This window comes from Citrobacter sp. CK198 (assembly GCF_030333295.1).
In the GTDB taxonomy this organism is placed as follows: domain Bacteria; phylum Pseudomonadota; class Gammaproteobacteria; order Enterobacterales; family Enterobacteriaceae; genus Citrobacter_B; species Citrobacter_B koseri.
Map to the genome: position 1 here is coordinate 25787 of NZ_JAOWGE010000023.1, position 18716 is coordinate 44502.

Consider the following 18716-nt stretch of genomic DNA (forward strand, 5'->3'; position numbering starts at 1 on the left):
CCAGAGGAGGAAAGACGATGAAACGACTCTTAATTTTAGCGGCGCTACTGCCGTTTTCCGGCTTTGCGCAGCCCATCAACACCATGAATAACCCGAATCAGCCGGGGTATCAGATCCCGAGTCAACAGCGGATGCAAACCCAAATGCAGACGCAGCAGACCCAGCAGAAAGGAATGCTTAACCAGCAGTTAAAAACGCAGACCCAGCTTCAGCAACAGCATCTGCAAACGCAGATGAACAATAACGCGCAGCGGGTCCAGCAGGGCCAGGTGCGTGAGCAGGTTTTACCAAACAACAATGGCGGGATGTTAAGCGATGGAACCCGCCAGAGCAGCGGTCAGCAACATCTGCTGCCCCTGCGACAGAGTGGCGATATGCTCAATAACTCGCCGCAGTAAAATCCGGCCCAATCACATCAATGGCATCGGTACAGATGCAGTCCACGCCCCAGCGCAGCAGTTCCGCCGCGCGCTGGGGTTTGTTGACGGTGTAAACCAGAATGCGCAGTCCCGCCGCCCTGAGCGCTTTTACCCGCGCTTCATCGAGCAATTTATGGTTGAGATGAACAGAGACGCAGCCCAGTCGGGTCGTCAGCGCATGCCAGTCGTCACGCCAGTCATCCAGCAGTAAACCGCGCGGTAGCTCTGGTGCCGCCTGTTGCGCCGCTTCCAGCGCATCAATTTCAAACGATGAAAGCAAAGGCGCTGTCATTCCAGACCACAGCTCCCGCGCCGCCAACGCCACCACTCTCCCCGTCAATGGCCCGGTGCCGGTCGTCGGTTTAATTTCAATATTCGCCATCATGCCGTGCTCGCGGCAGCGTTCCGCTACCTGAGACAACAGCGGCAACGGCTCGCCTTTAAACTTGCCGCTAAACCAGCTCCCGGCATCAACGCGCAGCAGATCCTGCCAGTTGACTTCCCCCGCCACGCCCCAGCCGTTACTGGTGCGCTCCAGGTTGTCGTCATGCAGCAGAAAGATCTCGCCGTCTTTCGACAGCTTCACGTCAAACTCAATCATCGTGTGTCCGCACCGCGCCCCCACGTCAATCGCCGCCAGCGTGTTTTCCGGTGCGAGTTTTCCGCCACCGCGATGCGCGACGATGTGGGGATAAGGCCAGTTACTCATACTCGTTGTCCTGTTTCGCCATCGAAAAGATGCAGATGATTTTCCGGCAAATGCAGCCATAGCGTGCCGCCTGCCGTCGGGCGTTGCTGATGCGCCAGCCGCACGACCATTTTTTGATCGCCCCAGCGTCCGTGCGCCAGGTTATCCGCCCCCAGCATCTCCAGCGTGTCCATCACCAGCGGTACGCCGCCTTCCGCCTGCGAGCTTAGCGCAATATGCTCAGGACGGATACCCAGCGTCATTTTCCGCCCGGCATAGCGGCGATAGTTCCAGTTAACGGGCAGCGCCATCCCGCTCTCCAGCTCAAAATGGGTGCCTGCGGCGCTGATGCGCCCCTCCAGCAGATTCATCGCCGGGCTGCCGATAAAGCTCGCCACAAAGCGGCTGGCGGGCTTCTCATACACCTCTACCGGCGTACCGATTTGCTCCGCCACGCCTTTGTTCATCACCATCACCCGCTGGGCGAGCGTCATCGCTTCGACCTGATCGTGCGTCACGTACAGCGAGGTGGTTTTCAGGCGGCGATGCAGATGTTGTAACTCAAGGCGCATCTGGACGCGCAATTTAGCGTCAAGGTTGGACAACGGCTCATCAAACAGGAAGACGGCCGGATCGCGCACAATCGCACGCCCCATTGCCACACGCTGGCGCTGGCCGCCGGAAAGCTCGCGTGGACGGCGTTTGAGCAAACCGTCCAGCTCCAGAATCCGCGCCGCCTCTTTCACCCGTTCAGCAATATGCCCTTTGCCCATGCCGCGAATCTTCAGCCCCCACGCCATGTTCTCCTCTACGCTCATGTGTGGGTAGAGCGCGTAGTTCTGGAACACCATCGCAATGCCCCTGTCTTTCGGCTCCATCTCCGTAACGCGCTGGCGGTCAATCCAGATATCGCCGCTCGTTACCCGCTCAAGCCCGGCCACCATACGCAGCAGCGTCGATTTACCGCAGCCGGACGGCCCAACCATCACAATAAACTCGCCATCCGCCACATCCAGCGTTAACGGCTGTATGACCTGGGTTTTGCCGTCCCAGCTTTTGGTTACTGCCTGTAATTTCAAACCAGCCATAAAATTTCCTACTTCTCACGGTCCACCAGGCCGCGTACAAACGCGCGCTGCATGGCTAAAACGATAACGACGGGGGGAATCAGGGTCAGCAGCATCGCCGCCATCACCTGATTCCACTGAGTGGTGCCTTCCCCAGTGGCGATCATGCCTTTAATCCCCGCAACGGCGGTGCCGAGATCAACGTCGGTAATAATCAGCAACGGCCACAGGTACTGGTTCCAGCCGTAGATGAAGGTGATGACGAACAGCGCCGCGAGATTGGTTTTCGACAGCGGCAGCACGATGTCGCGGAAAAAGCGCATCGGTGAAGCGCCGTCGATGCGCGCCGCTTCGATCAGCTCGTCCGGCAGCGTCATGAAGAACTGGCGAAACAGAAAGGTGGCGGTCGCTGAGGCCATTAGCGGCAGGGTCAGACCCGCGTAGCTGTCGAGCATTTTCAGATTGGCGATCACTTCCACCGTCGGGAAAATACGCACCTCAACCGGCAGCATCAGGGTGATAAAGATCATCCAGAAAAACAGATTACGCAGCGGAAAACGAAACCAGACAATGGCAAACGCCGACAGCATAGAAACGGTAATTTTCCCCACCGTAATGCCAAAAGCCATGATGAAACTGTTAAGCATCATCAGCCAGAACGGCGCGCTGTTCACGCCCACGCCGTTAACCCAGATCGTTGCCATGTTTTCCAGCAGATGCGTTCCGGGGATGAGCGTCATCGGCGTATCGAACACCGCGCGGTTGTCCAGCGTCGCCGCCACAAAGGCGACGTACAAGGGAAACAGGATCACCACAATCCCCAGAATCAACATAGTGTGGCTGAATATCGTCAGCCCGCGACGGTTCTCAATCATTGGTAACGCACCTTACTTTCCACATAGCGGAACTGGATAACCGTCAGAATGATGACGAGGAACATCAGCACCACCGACTGTGCGGCAGAGGCGGAGAGATCCAGCCCGGCAAAGCCTTCGCGGTAAATCTTATAAATCAGCGTGGTCGTCGCCTGTACCGGTCCGCCTGCGGTAGCGGCGTCAATCACCGGGAAGGTGTCGAAGAAGGCATACACCAGATTGACCACCAGCAGGAAGAAACTCACCGGCGCAATCAGCGGTAGCGAAAGTTTAAAGAAGCGCCGAACCGGCCCCGCCCCATCAATCGCTGCCGCTTCCGTCAGCGAGCGGGGAATGGATTGCAACGCGGCAAAAAAGAACAGGAAGTTGTAACTAATCTGCTTCCAGACTGAAGCGAACACCACCAAAAATATGGCCTGGCCGCTGTGTTGCGCATGGTTCCAGTCATAGCCGAACCCGGCAAGAAAATGGGTGATTAGCCCTCGCCCAGGGTTGAACAGGAAGATCCACAGTACGGCGGCCACCGCTGGCGCAACGGCGTAAGGCAGCAGCATCAGCGTTTGATACAGGCGGCTTGCGCGTACCACGTAATCCACCAGCGCGGCGAAAAACAGCGAGACCAACAGGCCGCTTACCGTCACCAGCGCACTGAATTTCATCGTCGTCCAGAAGGAGTCGAGGTAGTAGCTGTCATGGAATAAGGCGACAAAGTTATCCAGACCGACAAACTGGCTGGACAGCCCAAACGGATCGACGCTTTGCAGCGAATACCACAGCGCTTCGCCCGCAGGCCAGATAAAGAAAATGACGGTGATCGCCAGTTGCGGCGCAACCAGCAAATACGGCAGCCAACGCGAGCGAAACACCGGACGGGATGATGACATGAAGATTTGATTCCTGAACAGTGCCGGGTAGCGGCTTCGCCTTACCCGGCCTACGGTCTTGTAGGCCCGGTAAGCGCAGCGCCTCCGGGCATATCATGCGTTACGATTTCGTTGACTGCTCAAAGCGACGCAGCAGCTGATTACCACGCTCAACGGCGGCATCCAGCGCCTGCTGCGGGGATTTCTTCCCGGTCCACACGCTTTCCAGTTCCTCATCCACAATGGTGCGGATCTGCGGCATGTTGCCCAGACGCAGACCTTTGGTGAACGGCAACGGCGGCTTGTTCAGCATCTGGCGCGTGGCAATATCCGCACCGGGGTTCTTGTCATAGAATCCCTGCTCGCGGGTCAGGTCGTAAGCCGCTTTGGTGATCGGCAGATAGCCGGTTTTCTGATGCCATTCAGCGGCATTTTCCGGCTTCGCCAGGAAGTCGAGGAATTTCGCCACGCCGGTGTAGGTCTCTTTGTCTTTACCCTGCATCACCCACAGGCTCGCCCCGCCGATAATGGCGTTTTGCGGCGCATCTTTGGCATCCGCGTCATAAGGCATCATGCCTACGCCGTAATTAAATTTGGCGTAGTGGCGGATATCCGCCAGAGAACCGGAAGAGGCAGTGGTGATGGCGCAATCGCCGTTGTAGAACTTCTCAGTGGATTCGTCTTTACGCCCGAAGTAGCTGAAATCACCCTTCTTGTTCAGTTCTTCCAGCAGCGCGATATGTTTCACCTGCTCCGGCTTGTTAAATTCCAGCACCGCGTCAGTACCGTCAAAGCCGTTATTTTGGGTAGCGACCGGCAGGCCGTGCCAGGCGCTGAAGTTTTCAATCTGAATCCAGCCCTGCCAGCCGCTGGCGTAGCCGCACTTCATTCCCGCCGCCTTCAGCTTCGCGGTGTACTCCGCCAGATCCTGCCAGGTTTTCGGCGGCTGCTCTGGATCTAAACCGGCTTTTTTGAAAGCGTCTTTGTTGTAGTACAGCACCGGTGTGGAGCTGTTAAACGGCTGGGACAACAGATGTCCGCTTTTGGAATCGGTGTAGTAACCGGACACCGTCGGTACAAACTGCGACTCATCGAAACTGATGCCCGCGTCGCTGAACACTTCATAGACCGGTTTAATCGCTTTCGACGCCATCATAGTCGCGGTGCCGACTTCATAAACCTGCAACAGCGCCGGAGCGTTGCCGGTACGAAACGCGGCGATACCCGCGCTCAGGCTCTGTTCATAGTTGCCCTTATACACCGGCACAATCTTGTAATCAGGATTGGCCGCATTGAAACGTTGCGCCAGAGAATCAACCTCTTTCCCCAGCTCGCCTTCCATAGAATGCCAGAATGGAATGGTGGTAACAGCCATGGCGTTTCCCACGAATGCCAGGCTTAACGCCAGTCCTAACGCTGTATGTCGTAACGATGTCATTCGCTTATCTCTCTTGTTGTGCCGGATGCGCGATATCACGCGTTTTATGCTCGCGAGGTAACATGACATGCGCGAATGACAGAAAAATAACTTTTTAGTTACAAATAAATGACAGCCAAACGTCAGCAGGATGATAAGAAGATGATGGAATGGTGAAGATAATATGTAGGCCCGGTAAGCGTAGCGCCACCGGGCACACAGACGGTTTAGCCTCCGAGGTATGCGCTGCGCACCGCTTCGTTGGCCAGCAACGCATCGCCGGTATCTTCCAGCACCACATGACCGTTTTCCAGCACATAGCCGCGATCCGCCAGCTTCAGCGCCTGATTCGCGTTCTGCTCGACGAGGAAGATGGTCATTCCCTGCTCGCGCAGCTGTTCGATGGTATCGAAAATCTGCTGGATAATGATCGGCGCCAGACCCAGGGACGGTTCATCCAGCAGCAGCAAACGCGGCTGGCTCATCAATGCACGACCAATCGCCAGCATCTGCTGTTCACCGCCGGACATAGTGCCCGCACGCTGGATACGACGCTCATGCAAGCGCGGGAACAGCGCGTAAACCCACTTAATGCGCTCCTGAAACTGGTCGCGCTCGGCGAAAAAACCGCCCATCGCCAGGTTCTCTTCTACCGTCATACGGGAAAAGACGCGACGCCCTTCTGGGACAATCGCCACCGCTTCACGCATGATTTTCGCCGTCTGCCAGTCGGTAATGTCTTTACCATCAAACACAATCCGACCACTGGTGGCGCGCGGATCGCCGCATAACGTGCCGAGCAGCGTGGTTTTACCCGCGCCGTTGGCGCCAATCAGGGTGACGATTTCTCCCTGACGAATATGCAGGCTCACCTCGTGCAGCGCCTGGATTTTGCCGTAGTGGGCACTGACTTTGTCAAAGGACAACATGACTTTTTCCATCTTATGCGTCACCACCATTATGCTTCACCTAAATAGGCGCGGATCACGTCCGGGTTGTTGCGAACTTCTTCCGGCGTCCCGTTCGCCAGCGGCGTTCCCTGGTTCACCACGTAAATGCGATCGGAAATCCCCATCACCAGCTTCATATCATGCTCAATCAGCAGAATGGTGGTGTTGTGATGATTACGCAGCTCCGCAATTAATTCGTCCAGCTCTTTGGTCTCTTTCGGGTTCAGACCCGCCGCCGGTTCATCCAGCATCAGGATCTCCGGCTGCGTCACCATGCAGCGGGCGATCTCCAGACGACGCTGGTCGCCGTAGGCCAGGTTGCTGGCCTGGCGATTGGCGTGCTCCAGCAGGCCGATACGCTCCAGCCAGGTGGCGGCGCGATCGAGCGCTTCACTCTGCGCCCGACGGAACGCCGGAGTCTTCAACAGACCCGAAAAGACGCCGGTTTTCAACTGCTGATGTTGCGCCACCAGCAGGTTTTCAATCACCGTCATCTCACGGAACAGGCGGACGTGCTGGAAGGTACGCACCACGCCCATACGGGCAATCTGCTGACCCGGCAGCCCTTCCAGATGCTGATCGCGCAGCATAATGGTGCCGCCGGTCGGTTTATAGAAACCGGTCAGGCAGTTAAAGACCGTGGTTTTCCCGGCGCCGTTTGGCCCGATCAATGAGACGATTTCGCGTGGATGCAACTCCAGTTCAACGTTGTTTACCGCCAGCAGACCGCCAAAGCGCATCATCAGGCCGTTAACGGATAATAATGGCTGACTCATGCCTGCTCTCCTTTCGCTTCCCCGTTTTTCAGTTTCAACTGCGGACGGGTCATCGGCAGCAAGCCCTGCGGACGCCAGATCATCATCAGTACCATCAAACCACCGAGCATCAACATGCTGTATTCGTTGAAGTCACGCATCAGCTCGCGCGATACCACCAGCAGAATAGCGGCGAGAATAACCGCGAACTGCGAACCCATGCCGCCAAGCACCACAATCGCCAGTACAAAAGCGGATTCGGCGAAGGTGAACGACTCCGGGCTGACAAAGCCCTGGCGCGCAGCGAACAGCGTTCCGGCGAATCCCGCAAACGCGGCGCTGATGGTAAACGCCGTCAGCTTAATGCGCGTCGGGCTTAAGCCTAATGAACGGCAGGCAATTTCATCTTCACGCAGCGCTTCCCATGCCCGCCCCAGCGGCATACGCAGCAGACGGTTGATCACAAACAGCGAGAAGACGACCAGCAGCAACGCCACCAGGTAGAGCCAAATCACGCGGTCGGATGGATCGTATTTCACGCCGAAGAAGTTACTGAAGGTATCCCAGCCGCCTTCACGGGCGGTACGGCTGAACTCCAGGCCGAAGAATGTCGGTTTCGGGATCTGGCTGATACCGTTCGGCCCGCCGGTCACTTCGGTGTTATTGAGCAGCAGGATGCGCACAATCTCGCCAAAGCCTAAGGTCACAATCGCCAGGTAGTCGCCGCGCAGGCGCAATACCGGGAAGCCGAGCAGGAATCCCGCCGCCGCTGCAACCAGCCCCGCCAGCGGCAGGCAGGTCCAGAACCCCAGACCGTAATAGTGGTTCAGCAACGCGAAGGTATACGCGCCAATGGCGTAGAAACCGCCGTAGCCCAGCACCAGCAGACCAGACAACCCCACCACCACGTTCAGCCCAAGACCGAGGATGATATAAATCATGGTCAGCGTGGCGATATCAACGGTGCCGCGCGACACCATAAACGGCCACACAACGGCGATGACCAGCAGCGCAATCAGGAACAGCTTCTGTTTCACGGTTGAGCCATCAATCGCTGGCAGAACAAATTTAGGCCCGGAAATGCCCTTCAGGCTTTTCTGGAAAATCGGTCGCAGCAACTGGAAGAAAAAGACCACAGCAGTACCGATAAACACCCACTGCCAGCGAATATCCGCAGCAGTCCCCACCACCAGTTTGGTGCCATCGAGTTCCAGTTGAACGCCCATAAAGACGCCCGCCAGTACGAAGAACATGGCGGCAGAGAGCAGCGCCATCGCAAAATGCATCGGTTTCATACTTTCTCTACCTCCGGGCGGCCCAGGATACCGGTCGGCATGACCAGCAGCACCAGAATCAGCAGCGCAAACGACACCACATCTTTATATTCGGTACTCAGATACGCAGAGGAGAGCGCTTCGGCGACGCCCAGAATCAGGCCGCCAATCATCGCGCCAGGAATGCTGCCGATGCCGCCAAGCACCGCGGCGGTGAAGGCCTTCATCCCGGCCATAAAGCCAATATACGGGTTGATAACGCCATAGAACTGACCGAGCAGCACGCCCGCCACCGCCGCCATCGCCGCGCCAATCACAAAGGTCAGCGCAATCACGCGGTCGGTATTAATGCCCAGCAGACTCGCCATTTTCAGGTCTTCCGCACAGGCGCGGCAGGCGCGTCCCATACGGGAGTAACGGATGAACAGCGTCAGCGCCAGCATCGCCAGGAAAGTGACAATCCAGATGACCAACTGCATGGTGGTAATGCTGGCGGCGAAGTTCTCACTGCTGCCGATAATCCACTGGCCGTTAAACAAACTGGGGAGCGCCACGTCACGCGAACCTTCGGTAAGACTGACGTAGTTTTGCAGGAAAATAGACATCCCGATCGCGGAGATGAGCGCAATCAGTCGCTTGGAACTGCGCACTGGCCGATAGGCCACCCGTTCAATACTCCAGCCATAGGCGCTGGCGATAATGATAGCCCCGACGAACCCGGCGGCGACCAGCAGCCAGCTGGTATCAATGCCCATCATCATGAGCGCGGCGATGATCATGAAAGAGACATAGCTGCCGATCATATAGACCTCGCCGTGGGCGAAGTTGATCATGCCGATAATGCCGTAAACCATCGTATAGCCGATAGCGATCAGCGCATAGGTGCTTCCCAGCGTGACGCCGTTAAACATCTGCTGCAAGAAATAGAGAAACTGCTCGGACATAAGGTAACCTTTCTCAACCCGCCCGTTTTGCGCGGGCGGAGGGATAACTTGTCTTCAGGCGTTATTTGGCAACGGTCGATGAGCCGTCGGCATGCCACTGGAAGACACCAAACTCAAATCCCTTCAGATCGCCTTTTTCATCCCAGTTCAGCGGCCCAATCACGGTATCAGCCCCGTGTGCTTTCAGATCTTTCACCAGATCGAGCGGCGCTTTGCTGCCGGTACGATCCATTGCGGTTGCCAGCGACTGCACCGCAGCGTAGGTGATCCACACGTAAGGGCCGGTAGGATCTTTTTTGTCGGCTTTAAGGGCATCGACAATGCCTTTGTTCGCCGGGTCCTGGTCATAGCGTTTTGGCATCGTCACCAGCATGCCTTCTGCCGCCGCGCCAGCGATGTTGGACAGTGAGGCATTGCCCACGCCCTCTGGCCCCATAAACTGGGTTTTCAGGCCGATAGCGCGCGCCTGGCGCAGCATCTGGCCCATTTCCGGGTAGTAACCGCCGTAATAAACGAAGTCGATATTCTCTTTTTGCAGGCGGGCAATCAGCGCGGAAAAGTCTTTCTCGCCAGCGGTAATCCCGTCAAAGAACACGATATTGGCGTTGCCCGATTTCAGGCTGTCCTGTACGGAACGCGCCAGACCTTCACCGTACTGCTGCTTATCGTGAATAATGGCGATACGCTGCGGCTTCACTTTCTCAAGAATGTATTTCGCCGCCGTCGGCCCCTGGGAGGAGTCCAGGCCCGCCGTACGCATGATGTGTTCGTAGCCGCGCTGCGTCAGCTCCGGGTTTGTGGCGCCCGGGGAGATCATCAGGATGCCTTCATCTTCATAGATATCAGACGCGGGCTGTGTGGAAGAGGAGCACAGGTGGCCGATAACGTACTGAATGCCGTCGTTGACGATTTTGTTCGCCACCGCGACAGCCTGTTTCGGGTCACAGGCGTCGTCATACTCAACGCCCACCAGCTTATCGCCTCTGATGCCGCCTTTGGCGTTGATGTCTTTAATGGCCTGACGCGCGCCGTTAAATTCCATATCGCCCCACTGCGCTATCGGGCCGGACATCGCCCCGACAACGGCGACTTTAATATCGTCCGCCATTGCCGTATGCGACATCGCCAGTGCAACCACTCCTGCGATGATCGTTTTCGCATTCCGTTTCATTTACTGAATCCCCATTCGTGACGTTATTACACTTCATCCTTCACGCTGCTTCGGTGTTGGCTACGTGCGTTCCCCCAGTCACTTACTTATGTAAGCTCCGGGGATTCACGCTCTTGCCGCCTTGATGCACCTTGAATGATTTTGTGTATATATTTTGTATTTATGTGGTTAAAAAGCAGACTGTGCTTTTTTTGAACTATGCTATTTTTACCTGTTGCATTAATGGTTTAGCACAGCTTTTTATGCAAAATCAGAGCAAACACTCTATTTTTCAGTCGATTAAGAAAAGATAATATTCTGATTTCAGCTATAGATAAACAAAAAAAAGCGCACTTGTCAGCATAAAATAACGGTACAAAGAGCGGAATAAAACACTGCCTCCCAGGGGATTATCCTGCCTGTTTTTCATTCTCTGATGTTTCAAACTGTACTTATCGTTGCCAAAAAACTAATCGCCTGGTAAATGAAATAAAAAAGAGAAAGTGTCGGAACACATTATTTCGGTACACTGGTTCTCTCTTTGGTGATTTGGACATGCTGTCGATGAAGCTGACCATCGTTCGTTTAGAAAACTTTAGCGCCCAGGATCTCATCGATCTGGGTAAAATCTGGCCGGAATACTCCGCCTCGTCTTTAAGCGTAGATGATACTCACCGGATCTACGCGGCACGTTTCAATGAGCGTCTGTTGGGCGCTGTGCGGGTAACGCTAAGCGGTACGCAAGGCGCGCTGGACTCATTGCGGGTTCGCGAGATCACGCGTCGTCGCGGCGTGGGGCAGTATCTGGTGGAAGAGGTGATCCGCAATAATCCGGGCGTTTCAGCCTGGTGGATGGCAGATGTCGGCGTCGAAGAGCGAGGCGTAATGGCGGCGTTTATGCAGGCATTAGGGTTTACGGCGCAGGCGGACGGCTGGGAAAAACGGTAATAAAAAAGCCGGATGGCGCTAACACTTATCCGGCCTACGTGTTTTGCAACTCTCACGCAATTTTCCAGGCATGCAGGCCGGGTAAGACGAAGCCGCCACCCGGCACTCAATTACCTGGCGTCGGTTGCCGTACCGTCGGCATGCCAAGTAAAGACGCCGAACTCAAAGCCTTTCAGATCGCCCTTCTCATCCCAGGACAACGGCCCCATAACGGTTTCCACGGTATTCGCTTTCAGGTATTTGGCGATTTCAGCCGGATCGTCGGACTGATTCAGACCCGCCTGCAATGACTGCAACGCCGCGTAGGTGGTCCACACAAACGCGCCGCTTGGGTCCTGTTTCTTCGCTTTGATAGCGTCTACGATCGGTTTGTTCGCCGGAACCTGATCGTAGTTCTTCGGCTTGGTGACCAGCATCCCCTCGGCAGACTCACCGGCAATGTTAGACAGCGACACGTTCGCTACCCCTTCCGGCCCCATAAACTTCGTTTTCAGGCCAGCAGCGCGAGCCTGGCGCAGGATCTGCCCCATCTCAGGGTGGTAGCCGCCGTAATACACAAAGTCGATGTTCTCTTTCTTCAGGCGCGCCACCAGGGTGGAGAAATCTTTCTCGCCGGCGGTAATCCCGTCGAAGAACACCACGTTGGCGTTGCCTTTTTTCAGGCCATCCTGCACCGCGCGCGCCAGGCCTTCACCGTACTGCTGCTTATCGTGAATAATGGCGATGCGCTGCGGCTTCACGCTTTCCAGAATATATTTCGCCGCCGTCGGCCCCTGATCGGAGTCCAGACCGGTGGTGCGCAGGATCAGCTGATAACCGCGCGCGGTCAGTTCCGGTGCGGTCGCAGCCGGAGTAATCATCAGAATGCCTTCGTCTTCATAGATATCGGACGCAGGCTGCGTGGATGAGGAGCACAGGTGGCCGATAACATATTTAATGCCGTCATTGACCACTTTGTTGGCTACTGCTACCGCTTGTTTCGGGTCGCAGGCATCATCATATTTCACGGCAACCAGCTTATCGCCCTTGATGCCGCCTTTCGCGTTGATATCGGCAATCGCCTGCTCCGCGCCGGTAAATTCCTGATCGCCGTACTGCGCTACCGGGCCGGACATCGCGCCGACAACGGCCACTTTGATATCCTTAGCAAACGCCATATTGCTCAAAGACAGGGCGATACATCCTGCCAATAACGCTTTACCCTTCATATTCATCCTGAGAATCCCCATTATTGTGGTTATTACGTATGTTGTGATGTTGTTGTTCAGCACTTTATTTCAATTAATGGTAAGCCACCCGTGCTTTAGCAGCATACTCTGCTAAAACATACCCGATTTTTATGATTTTGGAATAGCTAATTTGACAGTCAGATAACAAGTTGATGACAAAACGGGGCGCCGCCGCAACGGGCGGCGTCGGTTTATCGTGTCAGCGAACGCGTAATGATCTCCAGCGCTTTACGGAACTGCGCATCAGGGATCGTCAGCGGATAGAGGAAGCGGATCACGTTGCCATAAACACCGCAACTGAGCAGCAGCAGACCCTCCTGCAATGCGCGATCCTGCACCTGCCGGGTAAATTCCGGGGACGGCTGGCCGGTTTGCGGATCGGTAAACTCTACCGCCACCATCGAGCCCTGCGCGCGGATCTCGGCAATGAACGGGCAGGCGGCTTTCGCTTTGTTCAACACCCCAACCAGATGCTGACCAAGCTGCGTGGCGCGAGTGCAGAGATCGTCTTCTTCAATCACATCAAGCACCGCATGCGCGGCGGCCACCGCCAGCGGGTTTCCGGCATAGGTGCCGCCAAGACCGCCCGGAGCAGGCGCATCCATCACCTCGGCGCGACCGGATACCGCCGACAGCGGCATACCGCCGGCCAGACTTTTGGCCATCGTGATGAGATCCGGCTGAACGCCGTGGTGCTCCATCGCAAACAGTTTGCCTGTACGGGCAAAACCGGTCTGCACTTCATCGGCAATCAGCAAAATGCCGTGGGTATCGCATAACGTACGCAGCGCCTGCATGAAATCCGTTGGCGCGACGTTAAAGCCCCCTTCCCCCTGCACCGGCTCCAGGATAATGGCCGCCACCTGGTCCGGCGCAATATCGGCTTTAAAAATCCGTTCGAGACTGTTCAGCGCATCCGCCGTGGTAACGCCATGCAAAGGATTCGGATATTGCGCGTGATAGACCGATCCCGGGAACGGCCCAAAGCCAATTTTGTAAGGCGCGACCTTACCGGTGAGCGCCATCGTCATAAAGGTTCGCCCGTGAAACGCGCCGCCAAAGGTAATCAGCCCCGGTCGTCGGGTACAGGCGCGCGCAATTTTCACCGCGTTTTCGACCGCCTCCGCGCCGGTGGAGAAGAAAGCCGTTTTCGCCGGGCCGTTGACCGGCACGCGCTCGTTAATACGCTCGGCAAGCGTAACGTAGCTTGCATAAGGCACGATTTGATACGCGGTATGGGTAAATGACTGGAGCTGTTTTTCAATTGCCGCGATGACTTTTGGATGACGGTGCCCGGTGTTCAACACGGCAATTCCGGCGGCGAAATCAATCACCTCATTGCCTTCAATATCCCACAGCGTGGCGTTTTCCGCTCTGTCGGCATAGAAACCGCACATCACCCCGATGCCGCGCGGCGTCGCCTGCAACCGTCTTTCATTCAGTTCGTTATTTTTCACCTTCTCCCCCTAAGATGCGCACAACCCATCGGTAAGTGTTTGCCAGGGGGGAAGAATTCGCCAGAGCGGGGGAGAAAAAAAGCGTTATCCCCGTAGCCTGATAAGCGAAACGCCATCGGGCATTTATGTTTGCCTGTTTGCCGGATGGCGGCGGTGCTTTATCCGGCCTGTAAAACAAAAAACCCCGGATTCTCATCCAGGGTTTTTCGGGCACTTCGCGGAAATTACGCTTCGATAGCGGCGCGCAGTTTCTTCATCGCGTTCTTTTCAAGCTGACGTACACGTTCAGCAGAAACGCCATAGCGGTCGGCCAGTTCCTGTAGCGTGGACTTATTATCTTCGTCCAGCCAACGGGCGCGAATGATGTCCTGGCTACGCTCGTCCAGACCTTCCATTGCGTGGGTCAGTTTGTTTGCCGCCTGATCTTCCCAGTTATCCTCTTCAATGCCGTCGGCAAAGTTAGAGGTTTTATCCTGCAAATACAGCACTGGCGCCATCGGCTGGCTGTCAGACTCGTCGTCCGAAGACATGTCAAACGTCATGTCCTGCGCCGCCATACGGGATTCCATCTCGCGAACGTCTTTGCTGGTTACGCCCAGTTCGCGCGCCACCATTTCCACTTCATCCTGATTAAACCAGCCCAGACGCTGCTTGGTTTTACGCAGGTTAAAGAACAGCTTACGCTGTGCTTTGGTGGTTGCGACTTTAACGATACGCCAGTTACGCAATACGTATTCGTGGATCTCCGCTTTGATCCAGTGCACGGCGAAAGAAACCAGGCGCACACCCACTTCCGGGTTAAAACGGCGCACGGCTTTCATCAGGCCGATGTTACCTTCCTGAATCAGATCCGCCTGCGGCAGGCCATAGCCCGCATAGTTACGAGCAACATGAACAACAAAGCGCAGGTGAGACAGAATCAGCGTCTTAGCTGCTTCCAGATCGCCCTGGTAATGCAGCTTTTCAGCCAGTGCCCGTTCTTCGTCAGCCGATAACATCGGCCACGCGTTTGCAGCCCGGATGTAAGATTCCAGGTTACCAACAGGGGCTAAAGCTAAATTTTGCATTTCTTTGGTCATTCAAATCCTCTCAATTTATATCGTCTGGCACTGCAAATGAGCAACAAACGTGCCAGCGTTTATGAGCAACGAGAATAGCACTCACTCTTTTATCAGACAGTGATTTTATCCACAAGTTCAATGCAACGTTGTGAATAAATTACGCACAAAATGTGACACCGCTATGAAAAAACACTGTGGGCAGGGGGATGAGATGTTTTGATGCTCTTTCCCTGCGAACGGGAACTCATTGCAGGGAAAGAGTATACCACGCTTTTATTAATCGGGAGTAAAGTGACGTAAATGTTGCACAGTGGCAAGCCACGCCGCAACCCAGCCGATCATCGAGCACACCAGCAGCAGCAACAGGCACTCATCGAACGATAAGCCATTGATATCAAACTTCGTGCCGAAAACCTGCGCCACTTCCGTCACCGCTGACGACAAGCGCATCACCAAAATTTCTGACAAAATCAGTGAAAGAAATGCCCCTGAAAAGCCGAGCAGCGCGCCGCCGTACAGGAACGGTCGCAGGATAAATCCATCCGTCGCGCCAATCAGTTTCTGCACGTTGATGGTGTCACGGCGGGCGAAAATGCTCAGGCGCACGCTGTTGCCGATGACGAGGAACACCGCCGCCACCATCAGCACGCCGATCATCGCGGAAACGCGCCCTACCAGCCCGGTCAGCGCCGCCAGACGGGCAAACCAGCTGTCATCCATACGCACTTCATCAATGCCGTTAATCTGCGAGATGCGATCGCGTAGCGTATTCAGCGACTCCGTTCCCTGGAAATCCAGTTTCGGGATCACCACCGCCACTGCCGGAAGCGGATTCTCTTCCAGCATGTCCAGCGCGCCGCCAAAGCCGGACCAGTTGCGGAACTCGCCAAGCGCATCGTCGCGGGAGAGATAGTTGACCTTCTCCACCCCCTGCTCGGCCTGGAGCTGTGCGACCACCCCGGCGGCCGCGTCGTCATCCAGCGTCTTTTGCAGGTAAACGGTGATCTGCGGGGACGGATAGTACTGCGTCGCCGCCTGGTTGACGTTCTTATAGACCATGTAGCAGACGCTTGGCAGCGTCAGAGAGATGGCAATCACCATCACCGTCAGAAACGTCGCCAGCGGCTTGCTTTTCAGATCCTGTAACGCGCCCTGGAACGCATAGCGCACCTGCTCGTTAAAGACGTTGGTTTTACGCGAGTTCGGCTTTGGCGAGGGTTTTGCGCGTCTCGGCGCATTGCGGCCGCCGTCGCCGGACGAACCGCCAGATTTACGAAAACGGTCCAGTCTGCCGCCAAACTGCCTGATTTGGTTGATAGCGTCACGCTTATTCACTGACCAGGCCTCCATGCAAATGACCTTCGCTCAGGGTGAGCATACGGTACGAACGACGGGAGATAAGCCCGATGTCGTGCGTCGCCATCAATACCGTCACCCCAACGCGGTTAAACTCTTCAAACAGACGTAAAATCCCTTCCGATAAGGCATCATCCAGGTTCCCGGTCGGTTCATCCGCCAGCAGCACCGCAGGCTTGTTCACCACCGCACGGGCAATCCCCACGCGCTGCTGCTCACCGCCAGAGAGTTGAATGGGAAAATTCCTCGCTTTGTCCAGCAGCCCGACTTTATCCAGCGCCGCCGACACACGACGACGGATGTCGTCCCCGCTGGCGCCAGCGATAATCAACGGGATCGCCACGTTGTCATAGACCGTACGATCCATCAGCAGGTGGTGATCCTGGAAAATCATTCCGATCTGACGACGCAGAAACGGCACTTCACGGTTTTTCAGGCGCGTAATGTCATGCCCGCTGAAGAAGATTTTCCCGGCGCTCGGCCGTTCAATCCCACAGATAAGCTTCAGCAGGGTACTTTTCCCCGCGCCTGAGTGACCGGTCAGAAACGCCATCTCGCCTGGCTGCATGTGGAATGTGACTCCTTGCAGCGCTTGTCTCCCACCGAGATAGGCCTTGCTGACATGTTCAAAGCGAATCATTGTTAATCCTCTCGGGCAAAAAGTGCCTCTATAAAATCGTCCGCCTTAAACGGACGTAAATCCTCGATACGTTCGCCCACACCAATATAGCGGATAGGAATGCCAAACTGATCGGCAACCGAGAAGATAACCCCACCCTTCGCCGTGCCATCCAGCTTGGTCAGGGTGATACCGGTCAGGCCAACCGCTTCATGGAACAGTTTGGCCTGGCTTATCGCATTCTGCCCGGTGCTGGCGTCGATGGTCAGCATCACTTCATGCGGCGCATCTTCGTCGAGTTTCTTCATCACGCGAACGATTTTTTTCAGTTCTTCCATCAGGTGCGCTTTGTTCTGCAAGCGACCTGCGGTATCGGCAATCAGCACATCCACATTACGCGCTTTCGCCGCCTGGATGGCGTCAAAGATAACGGAAGCGGAATCCGCGCCGGTATGCTGGGCGATAACCGGAATGTTGTTACGCTGGCCCCAGACCTGCAACTGCTCTACCGCCGCCGCACGGAAGGTATCCCCCGCCGCCAGCATCACGGATTTGCCCTGCTGCTCGAACTGACGCGCCAGCTTACCGATCGTGGTGGTTTTCCCCACGCCGTTAACGCCAACCATCAGAACAACAAATGGCGTTTTGCCTTCAATATTAAGCGGTTCGTCAACTTTTGCGAGGATATCGCCCATCTCGTCTTTCAGCAGGCCATACAGCGCTTCGGCGTCATGCAGCTGTTTGCGGCTGGCGCCCTCTGTCAGGTTAGCGATGATCTTGCGGGTGGTTTCCACGCCCACATCGGCAATCAGTAACTGCTCTTCCAGTTCTTCAAACAGATCATCGTCGATTTTCTTACCACGGAACAGACTGATAAATCCTGAACCGAGATTTTCTTTTGTTTTCAGAAGACTACGTTTCAGGCGCGCAAAGAACCCCTCTTTTGTCGGCTTCTCTTGTTCCTGAATCACCTCCTCAACTGGCGTCTCTTCTTCTGCCGCCGGCACGACAACCACCGCGTCTTCCGCCGCTTCCACCACCAGCGCCTGCGCTTCCCGTTCTTCGTCGGTCAGTTGCGGTTCGTTTTGCGCCTCTTCTTCTACCGCCTCCACGATCTCTACCGTTTCCGCTTCGGCCTGCCACTCTTCAGGCGACGTCTCTTCGACGTTCACCTCTTCCGGCAGCGGCAGTTCTTCATGTTCCACCACCGCCTGCGGCTCAACGATGTCTTCTTCAACCACGGGGTCAACAACAGGCTCTACGACAGGCTCTGGCTCAACCGGCTGCGGTTTTTCGCTTTCCTGAACCTGTTCGGTGACGTTCACCACGGCTTCGGCGAAAGCGTCGGTCTCCGCCTTGCCGTGGGCGTGCGTTTCCGCGTCGGCCTCTGCCGCCGTCTCAACCGGCGTTTCTGGCGCTAACTGTTCTTCAACACGCTGTTGTTCTTCGGTTTTTTGTTCCTGTTCCTGCTCTTTTTCACCAAAGCCCAGCCAGGAAAAGAAGCCACGTTTTTTCTGTTTTGCCATCTGCGACTGTACTCCTCGCGGTTAATATCTGGCGCTATATACATGGAAGCTAAAAAAATGATGAAATAGTCTACCACTTAACTTAATTCACATCACCGCCTGGAATGACACGTCAGCA

Annotated in this window: 18 protein-coding genes; 2 read left to right on the forward strand and 16 right to left on the reverse strand. The window is 55.7% G+C overall.

Going from position 1 to position 18716, the window contains the following annotated elements; all coding sequences use genetic code 11:
* The first annotated feature begins 17 nt into the window (after positions 1-17).
* Positions 18-398, forward strand: a complete 381-nt coding sequence (locus OGY62_RS02615; RefSeq protein ID WP_286459004.1) for a DUF2756 family protein — start codon at positions 18-20, stop codon at positions 396-398.
* On the opposite strand, the gene ugpQ is transcribed toward OGY62_RS02615, so the two are convergent.
* From ugpQ to livK, 10 genes are all read right to left on the reverse strand, one after another.
* Positions 379-1128 (reverse strand): glycerophosphodiester phosphodiesterase, encoded by a 750-nt coding sequence (gene ugpQ, locus OGY62_RS02620; RefSeq protein ID WP_114848071.1) that lies wholly within the window; start codon positions 1126-1128, stop codon positions 379-381. The genes OGY62_RS02615 and ugpQ overlap by 20 nt on opposite strands.
* Positions 1125-2195, reverse strand: coding sequence for a sn-glycerol-3-phosphate import ATP-binding protein UgpC (locus OGY62_RS02625; protein ID WP_012135556.1), 1071 nt, complete (start codon positions 2193-2195; stop codon positions 1125-1127). Before OGY62_RS02625 ends, ugpQ begins: the two co-directional genes overlap by 4 nt.
* A gap of 8 nt (positions 2196-2203) precedes the next feature.
* A complete protein-coding gene (ugpE, locus tag OGY62_RS02630) occupies positions 2204-3049 on the reverse strand; it encodes a sn-glycerol-3-phosphate ABC transporter permease UgpE (RefSeq protein ID WP_286459005.1) in 846 nt (281 codons plus the stop codon).
* Positions 3046-3933: a sn-glycerol-3-phosphate ABC transporter permease UgpA gene (gene ugpA / locus OGY62_RS02635; RefSeq protein ID WP_286459006.1), complete on the reverse strand. Its 888-nt coding sequence runs from the start codon at positions 3931-3933 to the stop codon at positions 3046-3048. Before ugpA ends, ugpE begins: the two co-directional genes overlap by 4 nt.
* A gap of 100 nt (positions 3934-4033) precedes the next feature.
* Positions 4034-5350 carry a sn-glycerol-3-phosphate ABC transporter substrate-binding protein UgpB gene (gene ugpB, locus OGY62_RS02640; protein ID WP_024131025.1) on the reverse strand — a complete coding sequence of 439 codons (1317 nt, stop codon included), beginning with the start codon at positions 5348-5350 and terminating at the stop codon, positions 4034-4036.
* Positions 5351-5556: 206 nt separating this feature from the next.
* Positions 5557-6270, reverse strand: a complete 714-nt coding sequence (gene livF / locus OGY62_RS02645; RefSeq protein WP_047463875.1) for a high-affinity branched-chain amino acid ABC transporter ATP-binding protein LivF — start codon at positions 6268-6270, stop codon at positions 5557-5559.
* A 17-nt stretch (positions 6271-6287) separates the two neighbouring features.
* Positions 6288-7055: a high-affinity branched-chain amino acid ABC transporter ATP-binding protein LivG gene (gene livG, locus OGY62_RS02650; RefSeq protein WP_047460588.1), complete on the reverse strand. Its 768-nt coding sequence runs from the start codon at positions 7053-7055 to the stop codon at positions 6288-6290.
* A complete protein-coding gene (livM, locus tag OGY62_RS02655) occupies positions 7052-8329 on the reverse strand; it encodes a branched chain amino acid ABC transporter permease LivM (protein WP_012135563.1) in 1278 nt (425 codons plus the stop codon). Before livM ends, livG begins: the two co-directional genes overlap by 4 nt.
* Positions 8326-9252 (reverse strand): high-affinity branched-chain amino acid ABC transporter permease LivH, encoded by a 927-nt coding sequence (livH, locus tag OGY62_RS02660; protein ID WP_012135564.1) that lies wholly within the window; start codon positions 9250-9252, stop codon positions 8326-8328. The genes livM and livH overlap by 4 nt, the downstream gene beginning before the upstream one ends.
* A 61-nt stretch (positions 9253-9313) precedes the next feature.
* Positions 9314-10423 carry a high-affinity branched-chain amino acid ABC transporter substrate-binding protein LivK gene (livK, locus tag OGY62_RS02665; RefSeq protein WP_286459007.1) on the reverse strand — a complete coding sequence of 370 codons (1110 nt, stop codon included), beginning with the start codon at positions 10421-10423 and terminating at the stop codon, positions 9314-9316.
* Between the two features lie 543 nt (positions 10424-10966).
* Between livK and panM the strand changes: the two genes are divergently transcribed.
* Positions 10967-11350 carry an aspartate 1-decarboxylase autocleavage activator PanM gene (gene panM, locus OGY62_RS02670; protein WP_024131029.1) on the forward strand — a complete coding sequence of 128 codons (384 nt, stop codon included), beginning with the start codon at positions 10967-10969 and terminating at the stop codon, positions 11348-11350.
* 110 nt (positions 11351-11460) lie between these two features.
* On the opposite strand, the gene livJ is transcribed toward panM, so the two are convergent.
* The 6 genes from livJ to ftsY form a co-directional block, all read right to left on the reverse strand.
* Entirely contained in the window at positions 11461-12564 is a 1104-nt protein-coding gene (gene livJ / locus OGY62_RS02675; protein ID WP_024131030.1) for a branched chain amino acid ABC transporter substrate-binding protein LivJ, read from the reverse strand.
* A gap of 206 nt (positions 12565-12770) precedes the next feature.
* Positions 12771-14036 carry a 4-aminobutyrate--2-oxoglutarate transaminase gene (locus OGY62_RS02680; RefSeq protein WP_286459009.1) on the reverse strand — a complete coding sequence of 422 codons (1266 nt, stop codon included), beginning with the start codon at positions 14034-14036 and terminating at the stop codon, positions 12771-12773.
* A 224-nt stretch (positions 14037-14260) separates the two neighbouring features.
* Positions 14261-15115 carry an RNA polymerase sigma factor RpoH gene (rpoH, locus tag OGY62_RS02685; protein ID WP_012135571.1) on the reverse strand — a complete coding sequence of 285 codons (855 nt, stop codon included), beginning with the start codon at positions 15113-15115 and terminating at the stop codon, positions 14261-14263.
* Between the two features lie 258 nt (positions 15116-15373).
* Complete coding sequence (gene ftsX / locus OGY62_RS02690) at positions 15374-16432, reverse strand: permease-like cell division protein FtsX (protein WP_024131031.1); 1059 nt, start codon at positions 16430-16432, stop codon at positions 15374-15376.
* Positions 16425-17093 (reverse strand): cell division ATP-binding protein FtsE, encoded by a 669-nt coding sequence (ftsE, locus tag OGY62_RS02695; protein WP_012135575.1) that lies wholly within the window; start codon positions 17091-17093, stop codon positions 16425-16427. Before ftsE ends, ftsX begins: the two co-directional genes overlap by 8 nt.
* A 2-nt stretch (positions 17094-17095) precedes the next feature.
* A complete protein-coding gene (gene ftsY / locus OGY62_RS02700) occupies positions 17096-18598 on the reverse strand; it encodes a signal recognition particle-docking protein FtsY (protein WP_286459011.1) in 1503 nt (500 codons plus the stop codon).
* Between the last annotated feature and the right edge of the window lie 118 nt (positions 18599-18716).